Annotated in this window: 24 protein-coding genes; 16 read left to right on the top strand and 8 right to left on the bottom strand. The window is 53.7% G+C overall.

Features of this window, described 5'->3' with window-relative positions; translation table 11 throughout:
• Positions 1 to 26 precede the first annotated feature (26 nt).
• From LA5095_RS28960 to LA5095_RS28935, 6 genes are all read left to right on the top strand, one after another.
• Positions 27 to 938, top strand: coding sequence for an ROK family protein (locus tag LA5095_RS28960; protein WP_055121286.1), 912 nt, complete (start codon positions 27 to 29; stop codon positions 936 to 938).
• Positions 935 to 1,681, top strand: coding sequence for a copper homeostasis protein CutC (locus LA5095_RS28955; protein ID WP_055121285.1), 747 nt, complete (start codon positions 935 to 937; stop codon positions 1,679 to 1,681). The genes LA5095_RS28960 and LA5095_RS28955 overlap by 4 nt, the downstream gene beginning before the upstream one ends.
• A 484-nt stretch (positions 1,682 to 2,165) precedes the next feature.
• Entirely contained in the window at positions 2,166 to 2,762 is a 597-nt protein-coding gene (locus LA5095_RS28950; protein WP_055121284.1) for a hypothetical protein, read from the top strand.
• Between the two features lie 251 nt (positions 2,763 to 3,013).
• Positions 3,014 to 4,312 (top strand): NAD(P)/FAD-dependent oxidoreductase, encoded by a 1,299-nt coding sequence (locus LA5095_RS28945; RefSeq protein ID WP_055121283.1) that lies wholly within the window; start codon positions 3,014 to 3,016, stop codon positions 4,310 to 4,312.
• Positions 4,309 to 5,154, top strand: a complete 846-nt coding sequence (locus tag LA5095_RS28940) for a DUF1365 domain-containing protein (protein ID WP_055121282.1) — start codon at positions 4,309 to 4,311, stop codon at positions 5,152 to 5,154. The genes LA5095_RS28945 and LA5095_RS28940 overlap by 4 nt, the downstream gene beginning before the upstream one ends.
• Before the next feature lie 19 nt (positions 5,155 to 5,173).
• Positions 5,174 to 6,403 carry an SAM-dependent methyltransferase gene (locus LA5095_RS28935; protein WP_055121281.1) on the top strand — a complete coding sequence of 410 codons (1,230 nt, stop codon included), beginning with the start codon at positions 5,174 to 5,176 and terminating at the stop codon, positions 6,401 to 6,403.
• 37 nt (positions 6,404 to 6,440) lie between these two features.
• Here the strand turns inward: LA5095_RS28935 and LA5095_RS28930 are convergent, their stop codons facing one another.
• Positions 6,441 to 7,250 (bottom strand): SDR family NAD(P)-dependent oxidoreductase, encoded by an 810-nt coding sequence (locus LA5095_RS28930; protein WP_055121280.1) that lies wholly within the window; start codon positions 7,248 to 7,250, stop codon positions 6,441 to 6,443.
• A 59-nt stretch (positions 7,251 to 7,309) separates the two neighbouring features.
• The gene (locus LA5095_RS28925; RefSeq protein WP_055121279.1) at positions 7,310 to 7,954 is read right to left on the bottom strand and encodes a ChrR family anti-sigma-E factor; all 645 of its coding nucleotides are present in this window, start codon (positions 7,952 to 7,954) and stop codon (positions 7,310 to 7,312) included.
• A 316-nt stretch (positions 7,955 to 8,270) separates the two neighbouring features.
• Here LA5095_RS28925 and LA5095_RS28920 point away from each other — a divergent pair, with 316 nt between their 5' ends.
• The 8 genes from LA5095_RS28920 (at position 8,271) to sseA (ending at position 15,218) form a co-directional block, all read left to right on the top strand.
• Positions 8,271 to 9,305, top strand: coding sequence for a cysteine synthase A (locus LA5095_RS28920; protein ID WP_055121278.1), 1,035 nt, complete (start codon positions 8,271 to 8,273; stop codon positions 9,303 to 9,305).
• A 27-nt stretch (positions 9,306 to 9,332) separates the two neighbouring features.
• Entirely contained in the window at positions 9,333 to 10,847 is a 1,515-nt protein-coding gene (gene cls, locus LA5095_RS28915) for a cardiolipin synthase (protein WP_055121277.1), read from the top strand.
• A 113-nt stretch (positions 10,848 to 10,960) separates the two neighbouring features.
• Positions 10,961 to 11,455 carry a hypothetical protein gene (locus LA5095_RS28910; RefSeq protein WP_055121276.1) on the top strand — a complete coding sequence of 165 codons (495 nt, stop codon included), beginning with the start codon at positions 10,961 to 10,963 and terminating at the stop codon, positions 11,453 to 11,455.
• Between the two features lie 62 nt (positions 11,456 to 11,517).
• On the top strand, positions 11,518 to 12,162 hold the full coding sequence (locus tag LA5095_RS28905; RefSeq protein WP_055121275.1) for a LysE family translocator: 645 nt from the start codon (positions 11,518 to 11,520) through the stop codon (positions 12,160 to 12,162).
• A gap of 19 nt (positions 12,163 to 12,181) precedes the next feature.
• Positions 12,182 to 13,078 (top strand): NAD(P)/FAD-dependent oxidoreductase, encoded by an 897-nt coding sequence (locus LA5095_RS28900; RefSeq protein ID WP_055121274.1) that lies wholly within the window; start codon positions 12,182 to 12,184, stop codon positions 13,076 to 13,078.
• Positions 13,079 to 13,150: 72 nt separating this feature from the next.
• Positions 13,151 to 13,867 (top strand): alanyl-tRNA editing protein, encoded by a 717-nt coding sequence (locus LA5095_RS28895; protein ID WP_055121273.1) that lies wholly within the window; start codon positions 13,151 to 13,153, stop codon positions 13,865 to 13,867.
• Between the two features lie 22 nt (positions 13,868 to 13,889).
• A complete protein-coding gene (locus tag LA5095_RS28890; RefSeq protein WP_055121272.1) occupies positions 13,890 to 14,363 on the top strand; it encodes a GFA family protein in 474 nt (157 codons plus the stop codon).
• Between the two features lie 9 nt (positions 14,364 to 14,372).
• Positions 14,373 to 15,218, top strand: a complete 846-nt coding sequence (gene sseA / locus LA5095_RS28885) for a 3-mercaptopyruvate sulfurtransferase (RefSeq protein ID WP_029065713.1) — start codon at positions 14,373 to 14,375, stop codon at positions 15,216 to 15,218.
• 40 nt (positions 15,219 to 15,258) lie between these two features.
• On the opposite strand, the gene LA5095_RS28880 is transcribed toward sseA, so the two are convergent.
• The gene (locus LA5095_RS28880) at positions 15,259 to 16,068 is read right to left on the bottom strand and encodes an HD domain-containing protein (protein ID WP_208992907.1); all 810 of its coding nucleotides are present in this window, start codon (positions 16,066 to 16,068) and stop codon (positions 15,259 to 15,261) included.
• A gap of 73 nt (positions 16,069 to 16,141) precedes the next feature.
• Here LA5095_RS28880 and LA5095_RS28875 point away from each other — a divergent pair, with 73 nt between their 5' ends.
• Both LA5095_RS28875 and LA5095_RS28870 read left to right on the top strand, forming a co-directional pair.
• On the top strand, positions 16,142 to 16,765 hold the full coding sequence (locus LA5095_RS28875) for a TetR/AcrR family transcriptional regulator (RefSeq protein WP_055121271.1): 624 nt from the start codon (positions 16,142 to 16,144) through the stop codon (positions 16,763 to 16,765).
• A gap of 312 nt (positions 16,766 to 17,077) precedes the next feature.
• The gene (locus LA5095_RS28870; protein ID WP_055121270.1) at positions 17,078 to 17,869 is read left to right on the top strand and encodes a class I SAM-dependent methyltransferase; all 792 of its coding nucleotides are present in this window, start codon (positions 17,078 to 17,080) and stop codon (positions 17,867 to 17,869) included.
• A 197-nt stretch (positions 17,870 to 18,066) separates the two neighbouring features.
• On the opposite strand, the gene LA5095_RS28865 is transcribed toward LA5095_RS28870, so the two are convergent.
• The 5 genes from LA5095_RS28865 to LA5095_RS28845 all read right to left on the bottom strand — a co-directional run bounded on the left by LA5095_RS28865 (position 18,067) and on the right by LA5095_RS28845 (position 23,114).
• Positions 18,067 to 18,606: an AAA family ATPase gene (locus LA5095_RS28865; RefSeq protein ID WP_055121269.1), complete on the bottom strand. Its 540-nt coding sequence runs from the start codon at positions 18,604 to 18,606 to the stop codon at positions 18,067 to 18,069.
• A 363-nt stretch (positions 18,607 to 18,969) separates the two neighbouring features.
• Complete coding sequence (locus LA5095_RS28860) at positions 18,970 to 19,674, bottom strand: TIGR02117 family protein (protein ID WP_055121268.1); 705 nt, start codon at positions 19,672 to 19,674, stop codon at positions 18,970 to 18,972.
• Between the two features lie 12 nt (positions 19,675 to 19,686).
• Complete coding sequence (locus LA5095_RS28855) at positions 19,687 to 20,490, bottom strand: amino acid ABC transporter ATP-binding protein (RefSeq protein WP_035900433.1); 804 nt, start codon at positions 20,488 to 20,490, stop codon at positions 19,687 to 19,689.
• Positions 20,491 to 20,555: 65 nt separating this feature from the next.
• Positions 20,556 to 21,884 (bottom strand): amino acid ABC transporter permease, encoded by a 1,329-nt coding sequence (locus tag LA5095_RS33120; RefSeq protein WP_055121267.1) that lies wholly within the window; start codon positions 21,882 to 21,884, stop codon positions 20,556 to 20,558.
• A gap of 12 nt (positions 21,885 to 21,896) precedes the next feature.
• Positions 21,897 to 23,114, bottom strand: coding sequence for an amino acid ABC transporter permease (locus LA5095_RS28845; protein ID WP_208992906.1), 1,218 nt, complete (start codon positions 23,112 to 23,114; stop codon positions 21,897 to 21,899).
• Between the last annotated feature and the right edge of the window lie 197 nt (positions 23,115 to 23,311).

Below are 23,311 nucleotides of genomic sequence, written 5' to 3'. Positions count from 1 at the left end.
ATGCATCAGGAGCGAAAGAACAGGCAATGATTACCTGTTTCGATATCGGCGGTTCTTTCATACGCCATGGTGAAATGCAGTTGGATGGAACTGTTGCAGAGACCGCACGGGTTGAAACACCAAGAGACAACTGGACGGATTTTATCCATGCGGTGGGCCAGAGCTCGGGAGAGGCCGGATCTCCGATTTCGATTTCTCTTGCAGGCGCTTACGACGAACGAACCGGAATCGCGGATGTCGCCAACATTCCGTGCCTTCACGGTCGATATGTGCAAAGGGAACTGTCGGACGCCTTGAACAGGCCTGTTGCCATTATCAACGATGCAAATGCTTTTGCGCTTGCCGAGGCTGTCGACGGGGTTGGAAATGGAAAGCCGGTTGTTTTCGGAGTGATCCTCGGGTCCGGTGTCGGCGGAGGCCTCGTTATCAACGGTGATCTTGTCAACGGTTTTGGCGGAATGGCCGGCGAATGGGGTCATGGGCCGATTGTTGACCCAACGGCCGGCGGCAAATTCTCTGGCATTGAGCATTATGCCTGCGGCTGCGGTCAGGTCGGATGCGTCGATGCCACTGGCTCCGCACGCGGCATGGAACGCATACATGCGTCGCTGCACGGCAAGACACTTTCCAGCAAGGAAATCACCAGTGCCTGGCACCGAAATGACCCTTCAGGGACCGAAACCGTCGAGGTCTTCACAACACTCCTTTCGCGTGCGTTGTCTGTCCTTGTGAATACGCTGGGACCCGATGTCATTCCGGTCAGCGGCGGATTGTCGAATGACACGAAGCTGCTTGAACTGATCGACAAAAAAACCCGCGCTCTGGTGCTCGCGCACTATTCTGCACCCCTGGTTGTCAGGGGCCAGTTTGCCGAAAACGGCGGTCTGCATGGCGCTGGAATTTTTGCGCGCAGGAACCTTGGGAATGTGCATTCATGATCAGGGTAAATCTGGAGGTTTGCGTCGATACAATTGAGGGCGCCGTGATTGCCGAAAAATACGGAGCTGACAGAATTGAACTGTGCGCCGCACTTTCGGAGGGCGGGTTGACGCCATCTACAGGCCTGATGAGCGCCGCCTCTGAGCTTTCGGTTCCTGTTTACGCAATGATAAGGCCGCGTTCCGGCAACTTCAGCTATTCAGAGGCTGAAAAGTCATTGATGCTGCGTGATATCCAGATCGCGGAAGACACGGGCCTGGACGGTATCGTGATCGGTGCTGTCAGTCCCGAACGCCGTCTGGATCTTGACTTTTTGTCAGCGGCGCTCGGCAGAACCAGACTACCCGCCACGCTGCACCGCGCCTTCGACACCCTGACCGATGTCTCCGCTGGTGTTGAAGATGCCGTTGGACTGGGCTTTGAAAGAATCCTGACTTCAGGGCACGCCTTGCGTGCCGAGCTGGGTCTCGACATTCTTGCAGAAACCGTCAGCTGTGCCAAAGGACGCCTTTCGGTTATGGCCGGTGCCGGCATCACTTCGGAGAATGCATCGATGATCCTCTGCAGATCCAGGGTCGACGAACTTCATGCTTCCTGCTCTGTCCAGCATCCTCCCTCCCCCTCAGACGGAGTGGAAACGCGCCTGGGTTTTGTTCCGACATCTGGTTTAATGTCCACCAGCGCGAAGTCTGTTCAAGCGCTTCGGGCGGCCGTTGAAAACTCGTTCACCAACAGTGACTAGAATTTTTTTGCCTGATTTAAACCACAAATGGTGTCACGAACCGGCAACATTTCCTCATTGTTGCCCTGCATCGCCAGCTACCTAATTAACGTTACGAAAAGTTTTTAGATTGCCCAACAATTTAATTACAGGTACGCTTATCCACGTTTTTAGAAACGAACTCTTTGCCAGTTAAAGCATCAGCATTCGTGTTGCTTAGTTAATTTTAACAGGAGGATTTAGGTCACGTCGCGGTGATTAACCTTGAATGACCGGCCGCGAACCCCAAATATTAATGAAATGTAAATGAAAACACCGAAAAATGTGATGTTCATTACACTCAAAAAGCAGAATGTGGTGCGATAATGGCAAAATCGTGACCGCGCAGCGTGGGGCGCACGCACACTAAACTGATATAAACATTGCGGAAAAGAGTCGAAACAGACCGGATCTGCAAGTGCCCCGAGCGCGGTAATAACAGTTGTATTAGCCTTGGGAGGCGAACATGCAACGGAATACCAAAGCAGGAACATTTGCGCTTGGCCTCATCCTTGCCCTGGCAGGGGGCGCAGTTGCCGAACAACTTCCTCAGGAAACAATTACGTTGCCGGAGGACCGTCTTGCGGTAACAGTCGCGTCGGCCACAGTGGACCAGACAGATCCGCTGGAAAGCGAATTGACCATATGGGTCGGTGAAATCGAACTTGACGGCAAAAATGTCGTCTGGGTCGAGCTGATCGATTCCTATGGAGAAGTGATTTACGATTCCGAGGTGAATACCAACGAAACGCATTTGCTTCCGGATGGTCGGGCTGTTGTTGTCCGAGCCATGGACCAGGAGACGGTTGTTGCCGGCAAGGACGAATCACGGCTGGTGACAGAAGGAGCTCTGATGGTTACGCGACGTGTCGTCAATGACGGCACGGAAGCAACCACTGTCGAGTTAATTGAAACCGAGAACGAACCGATCAAGCGTGGAACAATGCTTCAGGTTGCGGATTTCGGCCAATCCGTCTGGGACAAGGTCGTAGCCTTTTTTGATGCGGCAAAAATTCGTGTCGAAGTCGCCTGGAATTGGCTGGTCGATTCATTGCAGGCCTGACCCTTCAATTCAGCCAGACACATTTTTAGTGTTCAATCGGGTCCGTTCCAAGAACGGACCCTTTTTTTGCCGGCACCCAATGCCACGCACAAGCTGTTGCATTCGCCAATCTACGGAATTTATTTAATTATTTCATCGCCCGGCGTGATCCGCCTTCTTTTCTCCGCCGTATTCGCTTGAGAAAACGGAGAAAATTTTGCTGGCCGCAAGTCCCTGCGGACTATCCAGATCAATAAAAAAAAGGATCGATCATGCGGATTGCCGTTATCGGCTCCGGAATTTCCGGAAACAGTGCAGCCTGGGCCCTGAGCAAAAACCACGATGTGGTGTTGTATGAAAAGCGGGAAAGGGCTGGCGGGCACAGCGCTACGGCTGACATCGACTATGACGGCACTCATATTTCGGTAGATACGGGTTTCATTGTCTACAATGAACGCAATTATCCCAATTTCACCGCCCTTCTCAATTATCTCGATGTCGAGACCGAAATAAGCGACATGAGTTTCGCGCTTTCGGCAGACAATGGAAAACTCGAATGGTCGGGCGACTCGCTCAACACCGTATTCGCGCAGAGATCCAATCTGTTGTCGCCGCGTTTTCTGGTCATGTTGAAAGACATTTTCCGTTTCAACAAGCAGGCGGTGAATGATCTTCATTCCGGACGGTTATCGGGAGAAACACTGGGTGGATACCTGGAGAATAACCGATACTCGGAGGGTTTCACCAACGATTACCTCCTGGCAATGGGCGCTGCGATCTGGTCGACGCCGATTGATGAAATGCGCGCCTACCCTGCAGAGAGTTTCGTTGCCTTCTTCGAAAACCATCGCCTGCTGTCATTTGAAACAACACTTTGGCGAACGATTTCGGGTGGCAGCAGAAATTATGTGAACCGTTTGCTGGCACCGCTCGCAGGAAAAATAAGGCTGGGATGCGCCGTCACCGAAATTCTTCGCAACGACGGCAAGGTCCAGGTGAAGGATCGTTCCGGTCATACCGATGAATTCGACCAAATCATCCTTGCAAGTCACACCGATCAGAGCCTGGCAATGCTCGGTGACGCCAGTCCGGCCGAACGCGAAATTCTGGGTGCCATCAGATACCGACCCAACGAGGTTTATCTTCATCGGGACGAGAACCTGATGCCAAAAAGAAAGAAAGTCTGGTCGTCGTGGAATTACATGTCGGATCGGGAAGCGGGAAAGACGCGCGATGTAACCGTCAGTTACTGGATGAACCGGTTGCAGAACATCGCTCGCGACAAATCCGTGTTCGTGACACTCAATCCCTTTGAGGCGCCACAAGAAGACAAGACCTTTGAGAAATATGTCTATGATCATCCGCAGTTCGACGCGCGTGCACTGAGCGCGAAAAGGCGGCTGGATGAAATTCAGGGGGTCAACAACACCTGGTTCTGCGGCGCCTGGAATGGCCATGGTTTCCACGAAGACGGTCTCGCATCGGGGCTGGCTGTCGCCAGACAACTGGGTGCCAAACTGCCGTGGAAAACCTCCAGTGCACCGACAGAGTTTAGGGAAGCTGCCGAATGACGGCGAAGCCCTCAAATACCGTTTGCGATAACGGACCGGCGCCGGGCCGGGCAGCTTCGCTTTACCCGGGTAAGGTCATGCATCATCGCATGAAGCCCAAAGTACACCGGTTCAGCTATTCGGTATTTACGCTTCTGATAGATCTGGACCAACTCGATGCGGCGCGACGCTTGAGCAGATGGTTTTCGGTCAATCGCTTCAATCTGCTGTCATTTCACGAGCGTGACCACGGACCCAGAGATGGATCAAGTCTCAGACGACACGTGGAAAACGTGCTTCAGCAAAAACTTGTTGCAAAGCCTTCAAGGATCCTTTTGCTCGCGTATCCAAGACTCCTTGGTTACGGCTTCAATCCGCTCAGTGTCTTTTACGCGTACGATGAAAATGATCATCTCTTGGCAATCGTTTATGAGGTTCGCAACACCTTCGGCGGGTTACATACATACGCCCTTCCCGTGGAACCGGGTCAGTTCAGTGAAGCGGGTGTTCGCCAGAACCAGCGAAAGGAATTCTACGTTTCACCGTTCATCGGCATGGAACAGGAATATCACTTTCGAATGTTGCCCCCCGGCGAAACCGTCAGGGTTCGAATACTCGAAAAAGACCGGCAGGGACCGCTTCTATCCGCGACATTTTCCGGCAAGGCCGTGCCACTGTCCTCAAGCTCTATCTTAAAGGAATGCATTCGGGTTCCATTTCTTACAGCGAAGGTGATCTTGGCGATCCACTGGCAAGCCTTTAAAATCTGGCTCAAGCGTGTACCATTCCATCCTCGACCAGCTAAAAACAAACCCCAGGCCGGACTGGGAGAGCGTGAAATGACGCTCGCTTCTGACAAATGAGTTTTCAAGAGGTTTTGCGATGAGTGAGCCTGTTGTTCTGAACAGAGACAATTTGCGCAAGGAGTTAAAAGGCACTCCCCGCCTCGCCCGCATGGCAGCCGGACTTGCGCTCAAAATTCGGTATGGAACGCTCGAGATCGGATTTCCCGACGGCCGGACATTCCGCATTCACGGACGTGAGGATGGACCGAACGGCGTTCTTCACATTCACGACTGGCGCTTTTTCCGCATGGTGGTCAAGGCAGGGGATGTCGGCGTCGGGGAAGCGTTCATGGCCGGATACTGGTCCTCGCCCGACGTGACAACGTTTCTTGAAGTGTTCTGCATCAATCAGGAATCGACGCTGGAAGCGATTCAGGGAAAGCCATTGACCCGCCTTCTCCTTTCTGCCCGACATTGGCTGAATTCCAATACCCGGCGCGGGTCCAAGCGAAACATTTCGGCGCATTATGACCTTGGAAACGCGTTCTACAAGAAATGGCTCGATCCGTCGATGACCTATTCATCGGCGATTTACAGCAACGAGACCAACAACCTGGAGCAGGCACAAACGGAGAAGTATGCGTCCCTGGTAAGGCAAACCGGAATCGAACCGGAACACTCGGTCCTGGAGATCGGGTGCGGCTGGGGCGGTTTTGCAGAACATGTAGCAAAAACGGTCGGGGCGCATGTTCGCGCGCTGACGATATCGCAAGAGCAATTCGAATATGCAAGTGAACGTATCTTCAAAGCCGGCCTCAATGAAAAAGTGGACGTCGTGTTTCAGGACTATCGCGATGAACGCGGAGTTTTCGACCGGATTGCCTCAATCGAGATGTTCGAGGCAGTTGGTGAAAAATATTGGACGACCTATTTTGATCAGTTGTCCAGATGTCTGAAACCCGGTGGAAAGGCAGGACTTCAGATCATAACGATCCAGGACAAGATGTTTGAAGACTACAGGCGCGGCACGGATTTCATTCAGCGCTACATATTTCCAGGTGGCATGCTGCCGCCACCGGGAAAACTCGTCGAAATCGGCAAATCTCTTGGACTGGACCTGGCAGAGCAGAAGATTTTCGGCCAGGACTACGCCCGTACGCTCGCGGAGTGGCGGCAACGTTTCTGCCAATCCTGGCCGCAGATACGCCCTCTTGGTTTCGACGAACGGTTCAAGCGACTTTGGGAGTTCTACCTCCACTATTGCGAAGCCGGATTTCGCGCCGGGAACATTGACGTCAGACAGATGGTGTACGTCAAAGCTCCCTGAGGACGTTCCTGTTGCAGAGGAACATCCGGGCCGGCTCTTATCCGGCCCGGTGTTTCTTGTTCCAGCCGGTTGTTCTTGCAACAAGTGAAAAATAGGCGCGATACGGCAACAGCCCCAACGCTTTCAGTTGTCTGACGAAAGCTTTGGGAAACGCGATTTCGAAGCGTGTGGGGTGTTTCATTCCGTCCAGGATTTCCCTGGCAGCCTCGCCGGTTGTGATGAGATGCGGCATCGGGAACGGATTGGATCGCGTTGCCGGCGTATCGACAAATCCCGGATTGATCAGCTGGATGCGAATACCGGCCAGGTCGAGATCGAACTTCAGCGATTCTGCAAAATTGATTAGCGCGGCCTTGGACGCGCCATAGGCCGCAGATGTCGGCAGCCCCCTATATCCGGCCACTGAAGAGACTATGGCAATCTGCCCACGTCCCCTCTCCTTCATTGCGTCGATTGCCGGAAGGACGACATTGACGGTACCCATCAGGTTCACGTCGAAGCTCGTCCGAAATGCCTCTACATCTGCATTTAGACCGTCCTGTGGCAGATAGATCCCGGCATTTGCAACAAGCAGAGCTACGCCGCCAAATTCCTGTTCGATAGCGTTACAGTGGTCCTTCATCAGCTGCGTGTTTCGAACATCACCTGGAAGCGCGATTATCTCTCCCGGCATTTCCTGAGCCTTGCAGCTGAGCTCCTGCAGTGCCTTTTCTGAACGTGCGGTTACAACAACCCGCCATCCTTCATTGGCTAGATCGAGCGCAAGCGCATGACCGATACCGGAGCTTGCTCCGGTAACCCATGCAACTCCGTGCGACGGATGCGCTATAAATTTTCTCTGAGGCAATAACGATCTCCTTGGCCTTTGCAGTGTCTACGCAAAAGACATGGAGTGCGGATTTGTTCTTACCGCATAAATGGAGCAAACCACCTGCCGACAGGACCAGTCAGCTCAAGGCGTCCAGCGGTGACCGCAAAACAGATGCAGTCTTCGCCTTCATCGGCGATTGGCTTGTGGTCGACATCATCATCCGCAAATGCGACGTCGCCGGCAACGTAGTGACCGTCATCGTCGCGAAAACCGCCTTGCAGAACGAGCGTCAGCTCCGTCCCGTGATGGGTGTGGGACGGCATGGCACGACCTGCGCGCACCCAGAGCAGACTGGTTGCACAGCCGTCAATCTCGCCGAACTTGCATTCCTTCACACCGGGTAAAAGCGCTTTCCAGGGAAGGCCTTCCATGGAGTTTCCGACAATTGATCTCAGGGATTGTGGCAGACCGGTACTGTCATTCGCGATCGGCTCGTTGTCGTTCGAGAATGGCGTCTCATCGTCGAAAATGGCAGAAAGCGACGTGTCCCTGTCACTCAAGGCTACGGGATCAGCATCGCCCAGGCTTACGCCGCCGAGGCTTTCCAGAGACGAGACATAACCACGGTTCAGGTCGCTGAGTTCGAGGTGCGCTCCAACCAGCGCCTGTGCAGGATAAGACAGCGTTCCGGCCGCATACCCGGCCAGCAGCTCATCCATCCCGGTCACATTTTTTTCCATTTTCGCTCTCATCAAGCTCCAAACACCATCTTTGCACTAACGCCGATACGCCGTGCAAGGTTTTCTAGATCATCATTTACACTAAAAATATTGAAATTTGAATTTTCATCTAGGGGGTTTGAAGAACAACTCCATGCTCACTTTCAATCGTTTTGCGGAAAAATCATCAGAAAAACGTACCTGTCGCTGGCATTCCTCCGACGAGCCCTTAAATTGCAAACTTGATCCCGGATGCAGCTCCCATTAGCGTCCGGAGCCCATTGAATCTTATCTGGCCATGCCTTGTTTTCTGTCCAGATCAGCCAGGATTGAAAGAATGACTGTGTCCGCTTCCGTTGTCGATGCGATTGGCAATACGCCGCTGATCCGCCTGAAAGCCCTTTCCGAAGAAACCGGTTGTGAAATCCTGGGCAAGGCTGAATTCATGAACCCGGGTCAATCGGTCAAGGACAGGCCTGCCAGACAGATGATTCTGGAGGCAGAAGCGCGGGGCGATCTTAAACCGGGCGGCGTCATCGTGGAAGGTACCGCCGGAAACACCGGAATTGGTCTTGCCCTGGTTGCCAGCGCCAGAGGCTATCGGACCGTGATCGTGATGCCGGATACACAGAGCCAGGAAAAGAAGGACATGCTGCGCCTGTGTGGTGCGGAGCTTGTCGAGGTTCCAGCCAAGCCTTTCAAGGATCCGAACAACTATCAGCACGTGGCGCGACGTCTGGCCCAGGAAATGGCAAAGACCGAACCCAACGGCGTTATCTTTGCAGACCAATGGAACAATCTCGATAATCGCAAGGCACACTATCTCACCACCGGTCCGGAAATACTGGCACAGACAGGTGGGCGTGTGGATGCGTTCATTTGCGCGGTCGGTTCGGGTGGAACGCTTGCGGGTGTTTCCAAATACCTTCAGGAAAACAAACCCGGTGTTGTCATTGGTTGTGCCGATCCTCGCGGCGCTGCAATGCAGTCGCTGTTCACGACGGGCGAAGCGGTGGCTTCTCAAGGTGGCTCGATATCCGAAGGCATCGGACTTGGACGCAAAACACCGATTGTTCAGGACGTCAAGGTGGATCATGCTTACACGATCGATGACGCCGACGCCGTGCCACTGGTCTTTGACCTCGCCGAAAAGGAAGGCCTGTTGCTCGGGGGGTCCACGGCGATCAATCTAGCCGGAGCACGAAAGCTGGCAGCTGAACTTGGCCCTGGAAAAACCATCGTCACCATTTTGTGCGACCACGGCACCCGTTATCAATCCAAGCTTTACAACCCGGACTTCCTGCGGTCTAAGAACTTGCCGGTGCCGGAGTGGCTGGAGCGAAAGACTACCATTCAGGCGCCTTTTGCCTGAATGGAAGATTGCGCGGTATGAGAACACATGGGGCAAGCTGACCCGACCCTCGCCAAAGATGGAGCCGACGCCAAAGCGGTGATCCAGGATGCGGTCGTCGATGTCAGCATCCTGGATGTCATGGCCAACAATCTCGGCCTTGTTGCTGCGTTTGTTGCCGCCATGTATATCGTCGCGGGCGTCTGTGCCGTTCGTGAAATCATGAATTCCCGGACATCGCAGGGTTCGGTTGCCTGGTTGCTGTCGCTGTTCTTCCTGCCTTATCTCACCGTTCCGCTTTATTTCGTGTTCGGCTGGAAGTCATTCGCCGACTATGCCCGGATACAGACACTGCTCGGCCGGGCAGAACGGGCGAGACGTGCTGACGAACTCGGGTTGACCGATCACGAAGAAACACGCGACTGGCCGGTCCTCACGCGAGTTGCCGGCGTGCCGTTTCTGGCCGGCAATACTGCAGATCTTCTGATTGATGGCGATGCGACGTTCACTGCGATCAAGGATGCGATTGCACGCGCCGAACAAGTCATATTTTTCCAGTTTTTCGCGATTGAAGACGATGGCCTCGGGCGCGAAATGGCCGATGCACTGATCGCAAGGGCGCAAGACGGACTGAAGGTCTATCTTCTTTACGACGACGTCGGAAGCCACGCCCTTTCAAGAGACTTTCTCTCCAAGCTCAAGAATGCGGGCGTCGAAGTGTGCGGCTTCAACGAGAATCACAAGTTTCTGCGTCTCTTTGGGCCGATGCGTCTGAATTACAGGAACCATCGGAAACTGGTCGTAACCGATTTCCGTGAAGCCTTCGTCGGCGGACACAATGTTGCCGATCAATATGTGGGACGCAACAAATGGTTCGGTCACTGGCGCGACACTCACGTCAAGGTGGAGGGCCCGGCAGCGGTTGCGTGTGCGCTTTCCTTTGTCGAGGACTGGCTCTGGGCAAGCGGCGAGCGGATCGAGCTGCCGCAGGTCCGGGATATTCCCATGCCGGGAGACGAGGCCGTTCTGGTCATGCCGACCGGGCCAGCAGACAAACTGGAAGAATGTGCCCTGGCCTTTGTTGAGGCAGCCGCCAGAGCCAAGGAACGCCTTTGGATCACGACACCCTACCTCGTGCCGTCTCTGGACGTACAGACTGCACTGGCGGCAGCCGCGATGCGCGGTGTCGATGTGCGTATCTTGCTCCCGGAAAAACGGGACCACTGGACCGTCTGGCTGGCGAGCCACGCCTATGAGGACACGCTCGTACAGCGAGGGGTAAAGGTCTATCGCTACACGGATGGATTTCTGCATCAGAAAGTTACGCTGATGGACAATGATCTTGTATCGATCGGGACAGTGAATTTCGACAACAGATCATTTCAGATCAATTTCGAACTCACGCTGTGGTTTACGCACGAACGTATGATCGGGAACGTCGAAACGATGCTCGAGACCGATTTCCAAAGTTCGAAACTGACGTGGCCCGACGCTTTCCGCTCAAGAAGCTATGCTTTTCGCGTCTTTGCCCAGGGTGCGCGCCTGCTGTCACCGATCCTTTAAGGGCTTCGTGAAAACGAAAATGACACTACACCTATAAATTACACTTTTCGTTTAAATCTATTTTAACGCGATCTTTTCATGGTCCTCCCGGTCATTTTCCGAATGAGGTTTTCATGAAACTGATTTTGAGCTTTCTGTTTGTGTTGATGCTGGGACCTGGACTGTTCTTTATGGACGGTGCAATTCTCAAAGACATCAAGTTGAAGTCCGAGACACTTTCCCCCGCCAATGTCCCAACCTCCGATCGGAGGTGCCGCTCGAAACTCTATCTGTTTCAAAGCTGCAGTTTTGACTATACCGACAATCAAAAGGATCTGGATCAGTCATACTTCTTCATGTCGTTCGGCCCTCCCGAAACACTTGTTTTGTTGAGAGGAACCAAATCTGGAGTCCTGACCTCCGATGTGGGGCAGGACTATCTTTGGAACAGGATCCTGACAATTCTCCTTTTTCCAGGCCTCGCTCTCTGGGCGCTGGTGAAATATCTGGGTAAAACGCGGCAGCACGCTGCACCACCACTGCAGCAAGCGAGGCATGTTCCTCCGCATGTTCCAACCCATTCAGGAGGTCATCCGGCAAACCGTGCCACTTTCGGTAAACGACGTTGACAGACTGAAGCGCCCGGCGTCTAAGAAAGATTGTAGGGCGAACAGATCGATCTCGTGGAACAATGTCATGTTTGCCGGATGTCTCCATCCTCCTCACCTTCACTGCCGCGGGCCTGATCCTGACGATCACGCCAGGTCCCGACATGACGCTGTTTTTGAGCAAAGCGCTGACACAGGGCAGAAAATCTGGACTTGCATCCGTGCTGGGGGCAACATGCGGCCTGATTGTCCACACCGTGCTCGCGGCAGTCGGTGTGTCTGCACTTCTGGCAGCATCCGACCTTGCCTTTACGGTCCTGAAAATCGTGGGGGCCGCCTATCTCATCTGGCTCGCCTTCCAGGCCATAAGGAATGGATCGTCTCTGACTGTGGACCCTGTCAGCGTTCCGCAACAATCCTTCAGTCGAGTGTGGCTTCAAGGACTGGGCGTCAACATTCTCAACCCCAAGATTGTCGTCTTCTTCGTGACGTTTCTTCCCCAGTTCGTAAGTGCTTCTGATCCAAACGCCACCGGCAAACTGTTGTTTCTGGGAACATACTTCGTTGCACTCTGCCTGCCTGTTTGTGTCTTGATGGTTCTGGGCGCAAGTGCGTTCACGAAGTTCCTTAAATCCTCCCCTTCGTTCATGCGTGCGTTTGACTGGGCGTTTGCAGGGATTTTGGGCAGTTTTGCGTTCAAGTTGCTGATGGCACAGGCGAACAACTGAATACCAAAGGGGAATTTGGATGGACACTCAGGTTGCAATTGTCGGTGCCGGGCCAGCGGGACTTGCTGCCGCATTGACGCTTTCCCGGTCGATGATCAAATCGATTGTCTTTGACAAAAATACTCCTCCGAGAAACGCGTCGTCTCCCTTCATTGCAGCGCTTCCCGGGTTCGACAGGAATACGCCTGCTGATGTCCGAGACACCATTCATCGCGACATTGTCTCGTATCCCTACGCACATTTTGAGCAAACGGGTATCACCGGCATCCGACGCGAGGCCGATGGATTTACGCTTTCAAGGGATGACGGTTCGTTGTTGACGGCCGAATTCGTTCTGCTTTCGACTGGAATGGTTGACCTGCTCCCGGAACTTGGCGGCATTGAAGAATGCTGGGGCCGCAGTGTTATCAACTGCCCTTTCTGTCACGGAATCGAGTGGCACAACAAACGATGGGGAATTTACGCGCATCGCCAAGACGTCATCGATGCTGCCGAGGTCTACCGGAACTGGAGCGATGACCTGCATTATTTTATCGGTCCGGACATATTCGTGACGCCAGAGCGAATTGAACAGGTTTCCCGGTTGAGTACAGCCATCTACCATGAGTTGCCGATCAATTTGCGAGCCGAAAACGGTGCATTGACCCACATCGAAATGCCAGGCGGAGAGACAATTGACCTGGATTGCCTGTTGATTTTCCCCTTCCAGCAGCAGACCGGTCTTGTTACATCACTCGACATTTCCATGACCGATGCAGGCTATGTCGACGTCGATGCAGGCTTTCGCACATCTGTTCGCGGTCTCTATGCTGCGGGCGATCTCGTCTATCCGGGTCATCAGAACACACCGACTGCGCTTCACATGGGCAATCTTGCCGCCGCAACCATCGTGATGGATTATTGCTGCCTGAAATGATGTAAAATCCAGAGGTCGTGTTTTGGGGCCAAGTTATCCTTCCAACCATCTTCCATTCTGCAGGAGACTTCTATGACCACACCATTGTTTCGTGACGATGCCTACCTGCGTACGTGCGAAGCGGAAGTCGTGGGTGTGAATGAACGCGGAGGTATCGTGCTTGACCGCACTGTCTTCTACGCAACAGGTGGCGGGCAACCGGGCGACAGGGGCCACCTGGAATATTCCGATGGCAGCCGGACAGAGATTTTCACGACCGTGTTCGATGACAACAAGACCACGATCGTTCACGTACCTGCAGAAAATCAACCGCTTCCGGAACCAGGCACCCGTGTTACCGCACATGTCGACTGGGCTCGCAGATATCGTTTGATGCGTGTTCATACCGCACTTCATCTTCTGTCTGTTGCACTGCCCTATCCTGTAACAGGCGGACAGATCGGCGATTCCGAAGGCCGACTCGATTTCGATATGGGCGACGAAACAATCGACAAGGAAATCTTGCTGAGAACACTGACCGAATTGGCGGCCGGTGATCACGACGTCACCACCGAGTGGATTATGGATGGGGAACTCGACGCCAACCCGGGTCTGGTCAAGACCATGTCGGTCAAACCGCCCAGGGGATCCGGACGGGTAAGACTTGTCAGGATCGGAGCGGATGTCGACCTGCAGCCTTGCGGTGGCACGCATGTTTCCAGTACTTCGGAAATTGGTGACCTTGCCCTCGGCAAGACCGAGAAAAAAGGCAAGCAAAACAGGCGGGTCCGCATACGCCTGAACGATTGAGCAGTCTTCAGGAGACACGAATATGCAGCTGACAGGAAGTTGCCATTGCAAGGCGGTTGAATTCCGTTTGGAAAGCAAGACCCCCTACCCTTACATGCGCTGCTACTGTTCGATATGCCGAAAGATTGGTGGCAGCGCAGGTTTTGCGATCAATCTCATGGGAGATGCGGCAAGTCTCAAGACCAGCGGAGAGCAATCCAAACTCGTCTACAACGCGTTGATAGACGGCACTCGGAGCCCTGCCGAACGACATTTCTGCAAGGTTTGCGGCACACATTTGTGGGTTTGGGACCCCCGCTGGCCCGGGCTCCTGCACCCGCATGCCGGCGTCATCGACACCCCCTTGCCAAGGCCGCCGGAAACCGTCCATATCATGCTTGAATACAAGCCGGACTGGATCGGGGTTCCGGAAGGACCCAACGACATCCATTTTGGGAAATATCCTGATTTGTCCATTGAAGAGTGGCACAAATCAAAAGGACTATACGAAACTTAAGGAGCTGTAATGTCCGACCATCCTCTTGTTTCAACTCAATGGCTGGCCGACCATCTGGAGTCTCCCGATCTTGCGGTCATCAACGCCTGGATGCCCCCCGTGACCCATCCGGACGCACCACCTGTCTATCCAAACGCGCATGTTCCTGGCGCCGTATTTTTCGATGTGAATGAAATCTGCGACAAGACCTCAGACCTGCCCCACATGTTGCCGCAACCTCATGTGTTTTCATCAGCGATGCGCAAACTCGGTATCGGGGACGGGCAAACGATCGTCGTCTATGATGATTTTGGTTTCTATTCCGCGCCACGTGTCTGGTGGACCTTGCGTACCATGGGGGCCGAGCGCGTATTCGTGCTTGATGGCGGCTTTCCGAAGTGGCGAGCAGAAAACAGGCCGGTAACGGACGATGTTCCGCGAAAACCTCAAAGCCATTTCACCTCAAGGCTCAATCATGGCGCGGTTGCCGACCTTGCTGAAATTCGAAACACCATCCGGGCCTCTTCCAGGCAAATTCTCGACGCAAGATCCGTAGACCGCTTTTCGGGCGTGGCTCCCGAGCCGCGTGCCGGGCTCAGATCCGGGCACATGCCGAGTGCGCTCAACCTGCCCTTCACGCGGTTGATCAATGAAAGCGGCACGTTTCGCACCAAGGACGAGTTGAAGCAGATATATCAGGAAGCCGGGGTGGACCTGGAAAAGCCCGTCACAACGACATGTGGATCCGGTGTGACCGCCGCGATCCTGACACTTGGCCTGACGGTCCTGGGATCACGGGATCTTGCGCTTTACGATGGCTCCTGGACCGACTGGGGTGGAAGAGAAGATACCGAAATCGTTTCCGACCCATCCTGAGTTGCCTCAAGGGCAAACCGGCCAATTCCGGAGACGAAATTCATTCACCGGCCTGGGGAACGCTCGCATTGTTCGATGCCTGCTTGCTTCTGTTGCCGAGACGAATGAGGAAATCTCCCCTTGTTCCTTCAAGGTGGTGACCAGGCCAAATCTCCAGTTCCGAGCGCAGGTCCCCTACCGGGTGCTCCCGGAGGATCTGGCGCCGGATGGACTTTTCAATTCTGCGCCGCCCCATGCCAAACACATCACACATTGCCCCCCGGGAAAGCAGATGTGCTTCTGAACCGTGCACACGGCTTGAGACATAACCGTTCAGATGCAGGCCTATTGCATCTGAAATCCTGCCGATCTTTGCCCTGTCATGCCCTTTGCTTACGAGGTGATGTTTGCAGCGTTCTGCGCCATAAACGACAAAGCAGCACTCCCTGGGTTCCGAGCTTCTGCCCTTGGCCAATCCCACGTCGTGAAGAATGGCCGCTGCAAACAGCACTTCCCGGTCGACAGCAATGTTTTGATGTCCACCGATCAGCATGGCCCAGTAGTAGGTTCGCCAACTATGGCGCATCAACTCAACATTCTGAACGTCGTCCGCGAAATCGAATGCGTCACGAACAAGAGCGGTGTCGGGTGGCTGTAACCCTTCCAGATCGGTCCCATATGCGTTTATGAGTCCCAGTTGTGCCATGGTTACATCCTTGATTTCGAATGCGGCCATTCGAGCAAGATTGACCAGTACCTTGACTTTCTCCGGACGCGTCAGCCGTCCCCTGCTGAAACGTCCGGTGCGTTTTCCCCACTGAACGGTACCCATGAACGCGTCCTTTTCAGGTCTCTCGCAAAACGCTTCCATTCCCGCCTCCATTTTTTTGTACCGTATTGCACAAAAATAGACATGTCGATCTTTTTATGCGAATTGGTAAAAAATGAAAACGGAAACGAGACGCGGGCGGCCACGCAAATTTGACGAGGACGTAACCCTCGATCAGGTCATGCAGGTATTCTGGAGGAATGGCTACGCGGCAACGAGCCTCGATCAGATCGCCGAGGCTACCGGATTGAACCGGCCAAGCCTTTATGCTGCCTTTGGCAGCAAGAAAGACATGTATCTGAACGTCATCAGTCGATTTGCAGATCGCATGCACGTTTATTTGGCCGAAGCTGGCCAGCAGACCGCGGGTGCCAATCCTCGACTCAAGGCTATTCTGATCGCCGCGATAGATCTTTATACAGGTCAGACCGATCTCACGGATGCCCCCTACGGGTGCCTGGCAATATCAACCCTTCAGACCGAGTCGCCCCGGGATTCTGAGTTTAAAGAGGCCCTGACCGTCGTCATCGCGCGCATGGACAAGGGGTTTGCCAGTCTGATTCGTCACGAAACCAAAGGCTCGATGACGGAGCAAGAAATCTGCACCGCCGCTCAGCATCTTGCATTGATCTTGCACGGGCTGTCGATACGCGCGCGTGCTGGTGAAACACCCAATGTTTTGAAGAGGCTTGCGGAAAGTGCCGTCGACAAGATCATTCCCTTTTCGAACGGAAACTGACCCGGGCATGAACGCGTGAATACCCGGCCATGATCTTGGCGCAGCCGACTTGGTCTATGCGAGGAATGTTGCTGCCAGTTGGTCGCACAAGGCAGCAACCCACCAGCAATGTTTGAACCGATTGATGAACCGATCGGAATGATCCCGGTCCCGAGGTTACCTTGCCCGTCGTTTTGACACATTGGGCAAGGCAAATTGTGAACCAGCTTGACGTTCAGGATCGACAGTAACTAGGCTTTCGGTTGATCAGATCATGCCCAGTGGGCCCTGCCTCGAACATTGCTCGTTTCACCAAGCAGCAAGGAAATTGAAATGACATTTCAATTGGTGGGCAGCGGCCCGGAAATTTATGAAAAGGTCATGGTACCGTTGTGGTTCGGAAGATGGGCAGAAGCTCTTGTTGACAAGCTTTCGCTGCAAGCATCCGAGAACGTCCTTGATGTTGCCTGCGGAACCGGCGTCACGACAAGGTTGGCGAAGTCCAAGGTCGGACCAATGGGGCGGGTCGATGGCGTCGACATAAATGCTGCCATGCTCGCCAAAGCAAAAGAAATCGCAGATGGGCTCGACATCGGGTGGATCGAGAGTGACGTCAACGACATTGGATTACCCTCCGCCAGCTACGATGTGATCCTGTCGCAACACGGGTATCACTATTTTCCAGACAAGCCGGCAGCGCTCAGCGAATTTCGTCGATTGCTCTCCTCAGGTGGAAGGATGGCTGTTTCGATCTGGGATGGTCACAGCCCATACACTCACGCGATATGTCGTGCTATTGAGAGGTTTGTTTCACCCGAAATTGCCGAAAAGCAGCGCTCTCAAAGAGAAACTCCCTCCACCGACGAGTTGATCGCACAATTGACCAGCGCCGGATTTTCCAGGGTCTCAGTCCACAGGCAGGAACTGATGATTGATGTGCCGCTGGCAGAAGAATTTGTCCCCCTTCATCTTGGTTCAATGCCAATCGCAGGCGCCTTCATGGCGCTTGACGATGATGCCAAACAGGACCTTGTCAATGATGTGTCAAAGTCACTTGCCGCGTATGTCCGGGGTAACCGGTTGGTCTATCCGGATGCTGTGAACGTGGCACTTGGATACAGGTAACCAGTTTGGCCAACCCGTAACCGTTCGGAGGAGCCATTGTCTTCGTCTGGCCCAATGAAGACTTCCGCCAAAGATGAGACGAACGACAGGTTTGAGGCGTCAGTTCGGCTATTCACCGCTTTTCACCATACTCCCAAGCGCAATTTTCGCGGCGATAAATCCACACGGTAAATATTCAGACGAAGCAGAGCAAAAAACTAGAGCGCACCACACTCGTGCAAAATCATATCTACCCGTTCGGAAACCCGTACCCGCGGCAACTCTCTTTTTGTATACCCCAGATCATCCAAAGCGCGATTGATACGATGATATTCTTGAACCGCCATGCTGAAATCATGCCTGCGCTCTTCATCTCTCGCAAAGAGTTCTCTCCAAGGCGGAACAACGAAGACTTTTTTCGCGTAAGGCCTCTTTCCGCCGAGTATTTCCCTCGCCGCCTGGCCGCCCGCACATTCCAAGGCAACAGCAGCGTCAATGAGCCCCCTGTCAAAGAAAACAAGGCCTTCTGAGGGATCAGCTGATTTTAAGTCGGACTGCGCCATTTCGATGGCGCGCTGCGCGAATGCCCTTGTATCAACCCATGGCAAGGCCTTGCCGTCACCAGCGATTTCTTCCGAGACTATGCGGCGTCCAGGCTCTGGAACGGTTGCGAACCCTAGTTTGCCCAAAGTCCTTATCAGTGTTGACTTTCCCCCGCATGAGCAACCAGTCAAAAGGACGAAACTGTCACTCAACATGTTCGCTTTTCCGTGTTTGTAGCCATATTATCTTGGCTGTAGCTGTGACGATGATAGATGAAGCAAGTTCTCTTTTCAGGTTATAGATGCGAGTATCCGGAGCAACTGTTTTGCGAACCGCTTTGAATATTCGATAGATCATCGACTGCTCACAAACAAACTGTCATGTCTGTGACCTTAAACCCGGTCCTCATCCGCTTCAGCGCGGAGTTCTCCGGTTGATTTTTGGCCTCATGCGGCCTGTATTTGCAGTTTCATTTTCATTGTGAATTCGTTGAGCTTGAAATTGCCCAGGAATGAGTTGGCTACCAACCGGGCGTTCGCATGAGCAACCGTGCAAAATCGCGTTTTCGAGAACTTGGTCTAGTCGGCATTATGCAGATCCAGGGACAGGTTCAGAGTGAAGGGCAAAGGTGTCCAGAACCCGGTTCTAATTCCCGCCTGACGTAACATGCGTGCGGTCCAGGTGTTGCAACCCAACAGTGCATTGAAACCGCCATTGGCAGGAAAAAAGATATCGTGCGCATCGTAGGCCGCGCCTGAAATCGCACTTGGTTGCTCGCCTTTGTCTGTCTGAAAACTCGACCGAATGTCGCGCAACAGTCCGCCGAATTCCGTTTCGCTCAGTTCAACCTCGCGAGCACTCGGCAACGATGGTGAAATCTGCCCGGCACGTCGAACGTGCATGACGGACCTGTCCCAGGTCAAAGCATCAATCACCGGCCCCGGTTTCAGTTCGGACCATGTGGGTGTCTCAATATAGAATGACCTGCTCCCCCAGCCGACAATTATCCAGAAGACACCCGGGTGGTTGAGCTCCAGGCCCTGCGACGACACAAAAGACAAGGCTTCAAGAACGTCAGGATCCGCCGGGAGCGCTATGTCGGTATGGATCGGATTGGAAAGGACAAGAATGCTGCGTTTGCCGGCCTCTCCTTGTTCGTCCGCCGACGGCGAAAAAGACAAAGGCCTTGGAACAAGTGTTCCAAGGCCAATTGCAACAATCACCGCAATAACGACAAGGAGCAAACAGAGGAACGCGTTTCTGAATATCCTTGCCAGTCGCATACCCTTTCCAGATCAGTGATGCAGGATCTGGCTGAGGAACAGTTTGGTACGTTCGTGCTGAGGGTTGACGAAGAAGTCTTCCGGTTCGTTCTGTTCCACGATCTGGCCCGCATCCATGAAGATCACGCGGTTCGCGACCTTGCGCGCAAAGCCCATTTCGTGGGTGACGCAGAGCATGGTCATGCCTTCTTCGGCGAGACCGACCATCACGTCCAGGACTTCCTTGATCATTTCCGGGTCAAGAGCGGAAGTCGGCTCATCGAACAACATGATTTTCGGGCTCATGCAGAGCGAACGCGCAATTGCGACACGCTGCTGCTGGCCACCGGACAACTGACCGGGGTATTTCAGTGCCTGCTCCGGGATCTTGACGCGCTCAAGATAGTGCATCGCGACCTCTTCGGCTTCCTTCTTCGGCATCTTGCGAACCCAGATCGGAGCCAGCGTGCAGTTCTCCAAAATGGTCAGGTGCGGAAACAGGTTGAAGTGCTGAAAGCACATACCGACTTCACGGCGAATTTCATCGATTTTCTTGAGATCGTTGGTCAGTTCGATCCCATCCACGACGATCTGGCCGGCCTGATGCTCCTCAAGACGGTTGATGCACCGGATCATGGTGGATTTGCCGGATCCGGATGGTCCGCAAATAACGATACGCTCGCCGCGCATGACCTTCAGGTTGATATCGCGAAGTACGTGAAAGTCACCGTACCATTTGTTCATGTTGTTGATTTCAATCGCCACATCCGTGTCGGAAATCATCATCTTCGAGCGATCGGCGGCAAGCTCTTCCGCGTTTACAGCATTTTCTGACATGCGTTTTTACTCCAGAATTTCAGTGGCCGGGGCGCAGCGGAGTTTCGCGCGCCCCGAAGATCTTTCTAGCGTTTATGCCCTGTGTGCAGCCGCCTCTCCATGAAAATGGAATAGCGGGACATGCCGAAGCAGAAAACAAAGAACACAATGGCTGCAAAGAGATAGCCCGTGTGTCCCTGCGTGGGTGTCGACCACGTCGGATCCGTGAAGGACGATTGTATCTGGCCAAGCAGGTCGAACATGCCGACAATCAGGACCAGTGTCGTATCCTTGAACAGGCCGATGAAGGTGTTGACGATACCAGGGATCACCAGTTTCAGCGCCTGAGGAAGAATGATGAGATACATCATCGGCCAGAAGCGGAGACCCAGAGCCATGGCCCCTTCATATTGCCCCTTTGGAATTGCCTGCAGACCACCGCGCACGACTTCCGCCATGTAGGCGGCGGAGAACAAGGTGACGCCGATCAGAACACGGAGCAACTTGTCGAACGTAACGCCTTCCGGCAGGAAAAGCGGCAACATCACCGAGGACATGAACAGCACGGTGATCAGCGGAACACCGCGCCAGAACTCGATGAAAATGACGGAAACCAGCCGAACGATCGGCATGGTGGACCGTCGACCGAGCGCCAGGGCGATACCGAGCGGCAGAGAAGCCACGATGCCGGTGACGGCAATCACCAGTGTCACCAGAAGACCACCCCAGACAGGCGTATCAACTGTTGATAGTCCGAGGTTGGCCGACACGAAACCCAATATGATCGCAAGTACCACAGCCGTTCCGACAAATCCGATCAGAACAGGTTTGACGCCATTGAAATCCCGCCCTCCGGCAACCATCAGGATTGCCGCGATTGCAACACCAACAGCAGCGATCAACGCGACGAAGATCCACGTGTAGGAGCTGATGCTGATGTTGCCGCCAGTCAGAAGAACGAAGGCAACAATAGGGAACACGCCAAGAAAGAGAATGGAATTCAACTTCTTGAGCGGCATACTCGGCATTGCCAGCGGAACCAGCAACAAGGCAAAGAGTGCATAGACGATATTCACCCGCCAGATCTCGTCGGTCGGATACCGACCATAGATGAATTGCGGGAAATAGGCCTCAACATAGGCCCAGCAGGCGCCCATGTGTTCCCCTTCCGACCCTTCAGGGGGAAGGCATGCCTTTCTGTCATCACCTGTCCAGATCGCGTCGATGAAAGCAAACTGGATAAAGGGTGCGATAATCCAGTAGGCGATAATCACGCCAATGACTGTCAGAACGGTATTGCTGATGGATGAAAACAGGTTCTGCCTCATCCAGCCGATCAGACCGGTGGTCGAGACAGGCGCCGGCAGAAGCGGCGCCTCCTCGGTTCTAATCTGAAATGTTTCAGTTTTGGCCATTGTTAGCGCCCCCTATCTTTCCACGAGCGCCATGCGCTGGTTGTACCAGTTCATAAAGGCCGACGTGACCAGACTGAGCGTCAGATAGATCGCCATCCAGATTCCGATGATTTCGATTGCCTGCCCGGTCTGATTGAGGACCGTACCGCCAACAGAAACAAGATCAGGAAATGCGATCGCAACAGCCAGGGACGAATTTTTCGTCAGGTTCAGATACTGACTTGTCAGCGGCGGAATGATGACACGCATCGCCTGAGGGATGATCACCAACCTGAGCGTAGGGCTTTGACGCAGGCCAAGGGCATGCGCGGCTTCCGTCTGCCCGTGGCTGACCGCCTGAATGCCCGCACGGACAATCTCCGCAATGAACGATGCGGTGTAGATTGACAAAGCAGCCGTCAATGCGAGGAATTCAGGTATGAGGTTGAAGCCGACATTCAACTGAAACCCCTGACGGATCCGAGGTCCCGTGTCGACAAACACCGGATGTTCCAGGTGCATGGGCATACCCGTCACGAAATACGTGATCAGCGGCAAACCGATTATCAGCCCCACGGCCGTCCAGAAGACAGGAAACTGTTGACCGGTTGCTTCCTGCCGTTTGCGTGCCCATTGGGCAATCACAATGCATGCGACGATCGCAATGATTAAGGCGATACCGATGAAGGACGCTCCATCCTCCCAGATCGGTTTCGGTCCGCGGAATCCTGCGATGTTCAGATGGAAGCTGTCGAAAAAGAACGACCATTTTTCACGTTTCCCGGGAACAGCCCTGAGAACCGCGAAATACCAGAAGAAAATCTGAAGAAGCAGCGGAACGTTGCGGATCAGTTCAACGTAGCAATATGCCAGCCGGCTGATAACCCAGTTGTCGGAAAGACGGGCAATACCAACAACAAATCCGATAATTGTCGCGACAAAGATACCGACAATCGCGACAAGAAGAGTGTTCAGGAATCCAACATACAGCGCTTGCCCGTAGCTCGACGTTTCCGAGTAGGATACCAGCGACTGGATGATACCGAATCCAGCTGTGTTGTTAAGGAAGCCCCAGCCAGAGGCAATGTTTTGCTGTTCAAGGTTGATACGCGTATTATCAACGATGTTGTATCCAACATAACCGAGCGCGACGACCAGGACGACCTGAAAAAAAATGCCGCGGACTTTTGGATCGTTGAACAGCGAAGCACGTGCCGGCGCTCTCGCCGAGTCCTGCTCCATTACAGACATAGAACCTCGCCAAATTTCTACGGAAAGAGCCCGGCAATCCGCCTCTCCTCTTTCGCGTCTTGACTGCTTCAGCAGCACGCTGTCGCGCACTCCCCTATCGACTATCGAAGCAGTTTGTTCCCCCCACGCTTTTACCGGTTTTCCGGATTTGTGTGCGTGGCCTTGTTATTTTGAGGGTTCCGGCAGGTTACTGCCGG

Source organism: Roseibium album (assembly GCF_001404515.1).
Classification (GTDB): Bacteria; Pseudomonadota; Alphaproteobacteria; order Rhizobiales; family Stappiaceae; genus Roseibium; species Roseibium album.
This window is presented reverse-complemented; position numbering and strand designations above follow the sequence as displayed.

Excerpts from the sequence above, each read along its gene's own strand:
- LA5095_RS28960 (WP_055121286.1), top strand. The coding sequence starts at position 27 with ATGATTACCTGTTTCGATATCGGCGGTTCTTTCATACGCCATGGTGAA.
- LA5095_RS28955 (WP_055121285.1), top strand. The coding sequence starts at position 935 with ATGATCAGGGTAAATCTGGAGGTTTGCGTCGATACAATTGAGGGCGCC.
- LA5095_RS28950 (WP_055121284.1), top strand. The coding sequence starts at position 2,166 with ATGCAACGGAATACCAAAGCAGGAACATTTGCGCTTGGCCTCATCCTT.
- LA5095_RS28945 (WP_055121283.1), top strand. The coding sequence starts at position 3,014 with ATGCGGATTGCCGTTATCGGCTCCGGAATTTCCGGAAACAGTGCAGCC.
- LA5095_RS28940 (WP_055121282.1), top strand. The coding sequence starts at position 4,309 with ATGACGGCGAAGCCCTCAAATACCGTTTGCGATAACGGACCGGCGCCG.
- LA5095_RS28935 (WP_055121281.1), top strand. The coding sequence starts at position 5,174 with ATGAGTGAGCCTGTTGTTCTGAACAGAGACAATTTGCGCAAGGAGTTA.
- LA5095_RS28925 (WP_055121279.1), bottom strand. The coding sequence starts at position 7,954 with ATGGAAAAAAATGTGACCGGGATGGATGAGCTGCTGGCCGGGTATGCG.
- LA5095_RS28920 (WP_055121278.1), top strand. The coding sequence starts at position 8,271 with ATGACTGTGTCCGCTTCCGTTGTCGATGCGATTGGCAATACGCCGCTG.
- cls (WP_055121277.1), top strand. The coding sequence starts at position 9,333 with ATGGGGCAAGCTGACCCGACCCTCGCCAAAGATGGAGCCGACGCCAAA.
- LA5095_RS28910 (WP_055121276.1), top strand. The coding sequence starts at position 10,961 with ATGAAACTGATTTTGAGCTTTCTGTTTGTGTTGATGCTGGGACCTGGA.
- LA5095_RS28905 (WP_055121275.1), top strand. The coding sequence starts at position 11,518 with ATGTCATGTTTGCCGGATGTCTCCATCCTCCTCACCTTCACTGCCGCG.
- LA5095_RS28900 (WP_055121274.1), top strand. The coding sequence starts at position 12,182 with ATGGACACTCAGGTTGCAATTGTCGGTGCCGGGCCAGCGGGACTTGCT.
- LA5095_RS28895 (WP_055121273.1), top strand. The coding sequence starts at position 13,151 with ATGACCACACCATTGTTTCGTGACGATGCCTACCTGCGTACGTGCGAA.
- LA5095_RS28890 (WP_055121272.1), top strand. The coding sequence starts at position 13,890 with ATGCAGCTGACAGGAAGTTGCCATTGCAAGGCGGTTGAATTCCGTTTG.
- sseA (WP_029065713.1), top strand. The coding sequence starts at position 14,373 with ATGTCCGACCATCCTCTTGTTTCAACTCAATGGCTGGCCGACCATCTG.
- LA5095_RS28880 (WP_208992907.1), bottom strand. The coding sequence starts at position 16,068 with ATGGAAGCGTTTTGCGAGAGACCTGAAAAGGACGCGTTCATGGGTACC.
- LA5095_RS28875 (WP_055121271.1), top strand. The coding sequence starts at position 16,142 with ATGAAAACGGAAACGAGACGCGGGCGGCCACGCAAATTTGACGAGGAC.
- LA5095_RS28870 (WP_055121270.1), top strand. The coding sequence starts at position 17,078 with ATGACATTTCAATTGGTGGGCAGCGGCCCGGAAATTTATGAAAAGGTC.
- LA5095_RS28865 (WP_055121269.1), bottom strand. The coding sequence starts at position 18,606 with ATGTTGAGTGACAGTTTCGTCCTTTTGACTGGTTGCTCATGCGGGGGA.
- LA5095_RS28860 (WP_055121268.1), bottom strand. The coding sequence starts at position 19,674 with ATGCGACTGGCAAGGATATTCAGAAACGCGTTCCTCTGTTTGCTCCTT.
- LA5095_RS28855 (WP_035900433.1), bottom strand. The coding sequence starts at position 20,490 with ATGTCAGAAAATGCTGTAAACGCGGAAGAGCTTGCCGCCGATCGCTCG.
- LA5095_RS33120 (WP_055121267.1), bottom strand. The coding sequence starts at position 21,884 with ATGGCCAAAACTGAAACATTTCAGATTAGAACCGAGGAGGCGCCGCTT.
- LA5095_RS28845 (WP_208992906.1), bottom strand. The coding sequence starts at position 23,114 with ATGTCTGTAATGGAGCAGGACTCGGCGAGAGCGCCGGCACGTGCTTCG.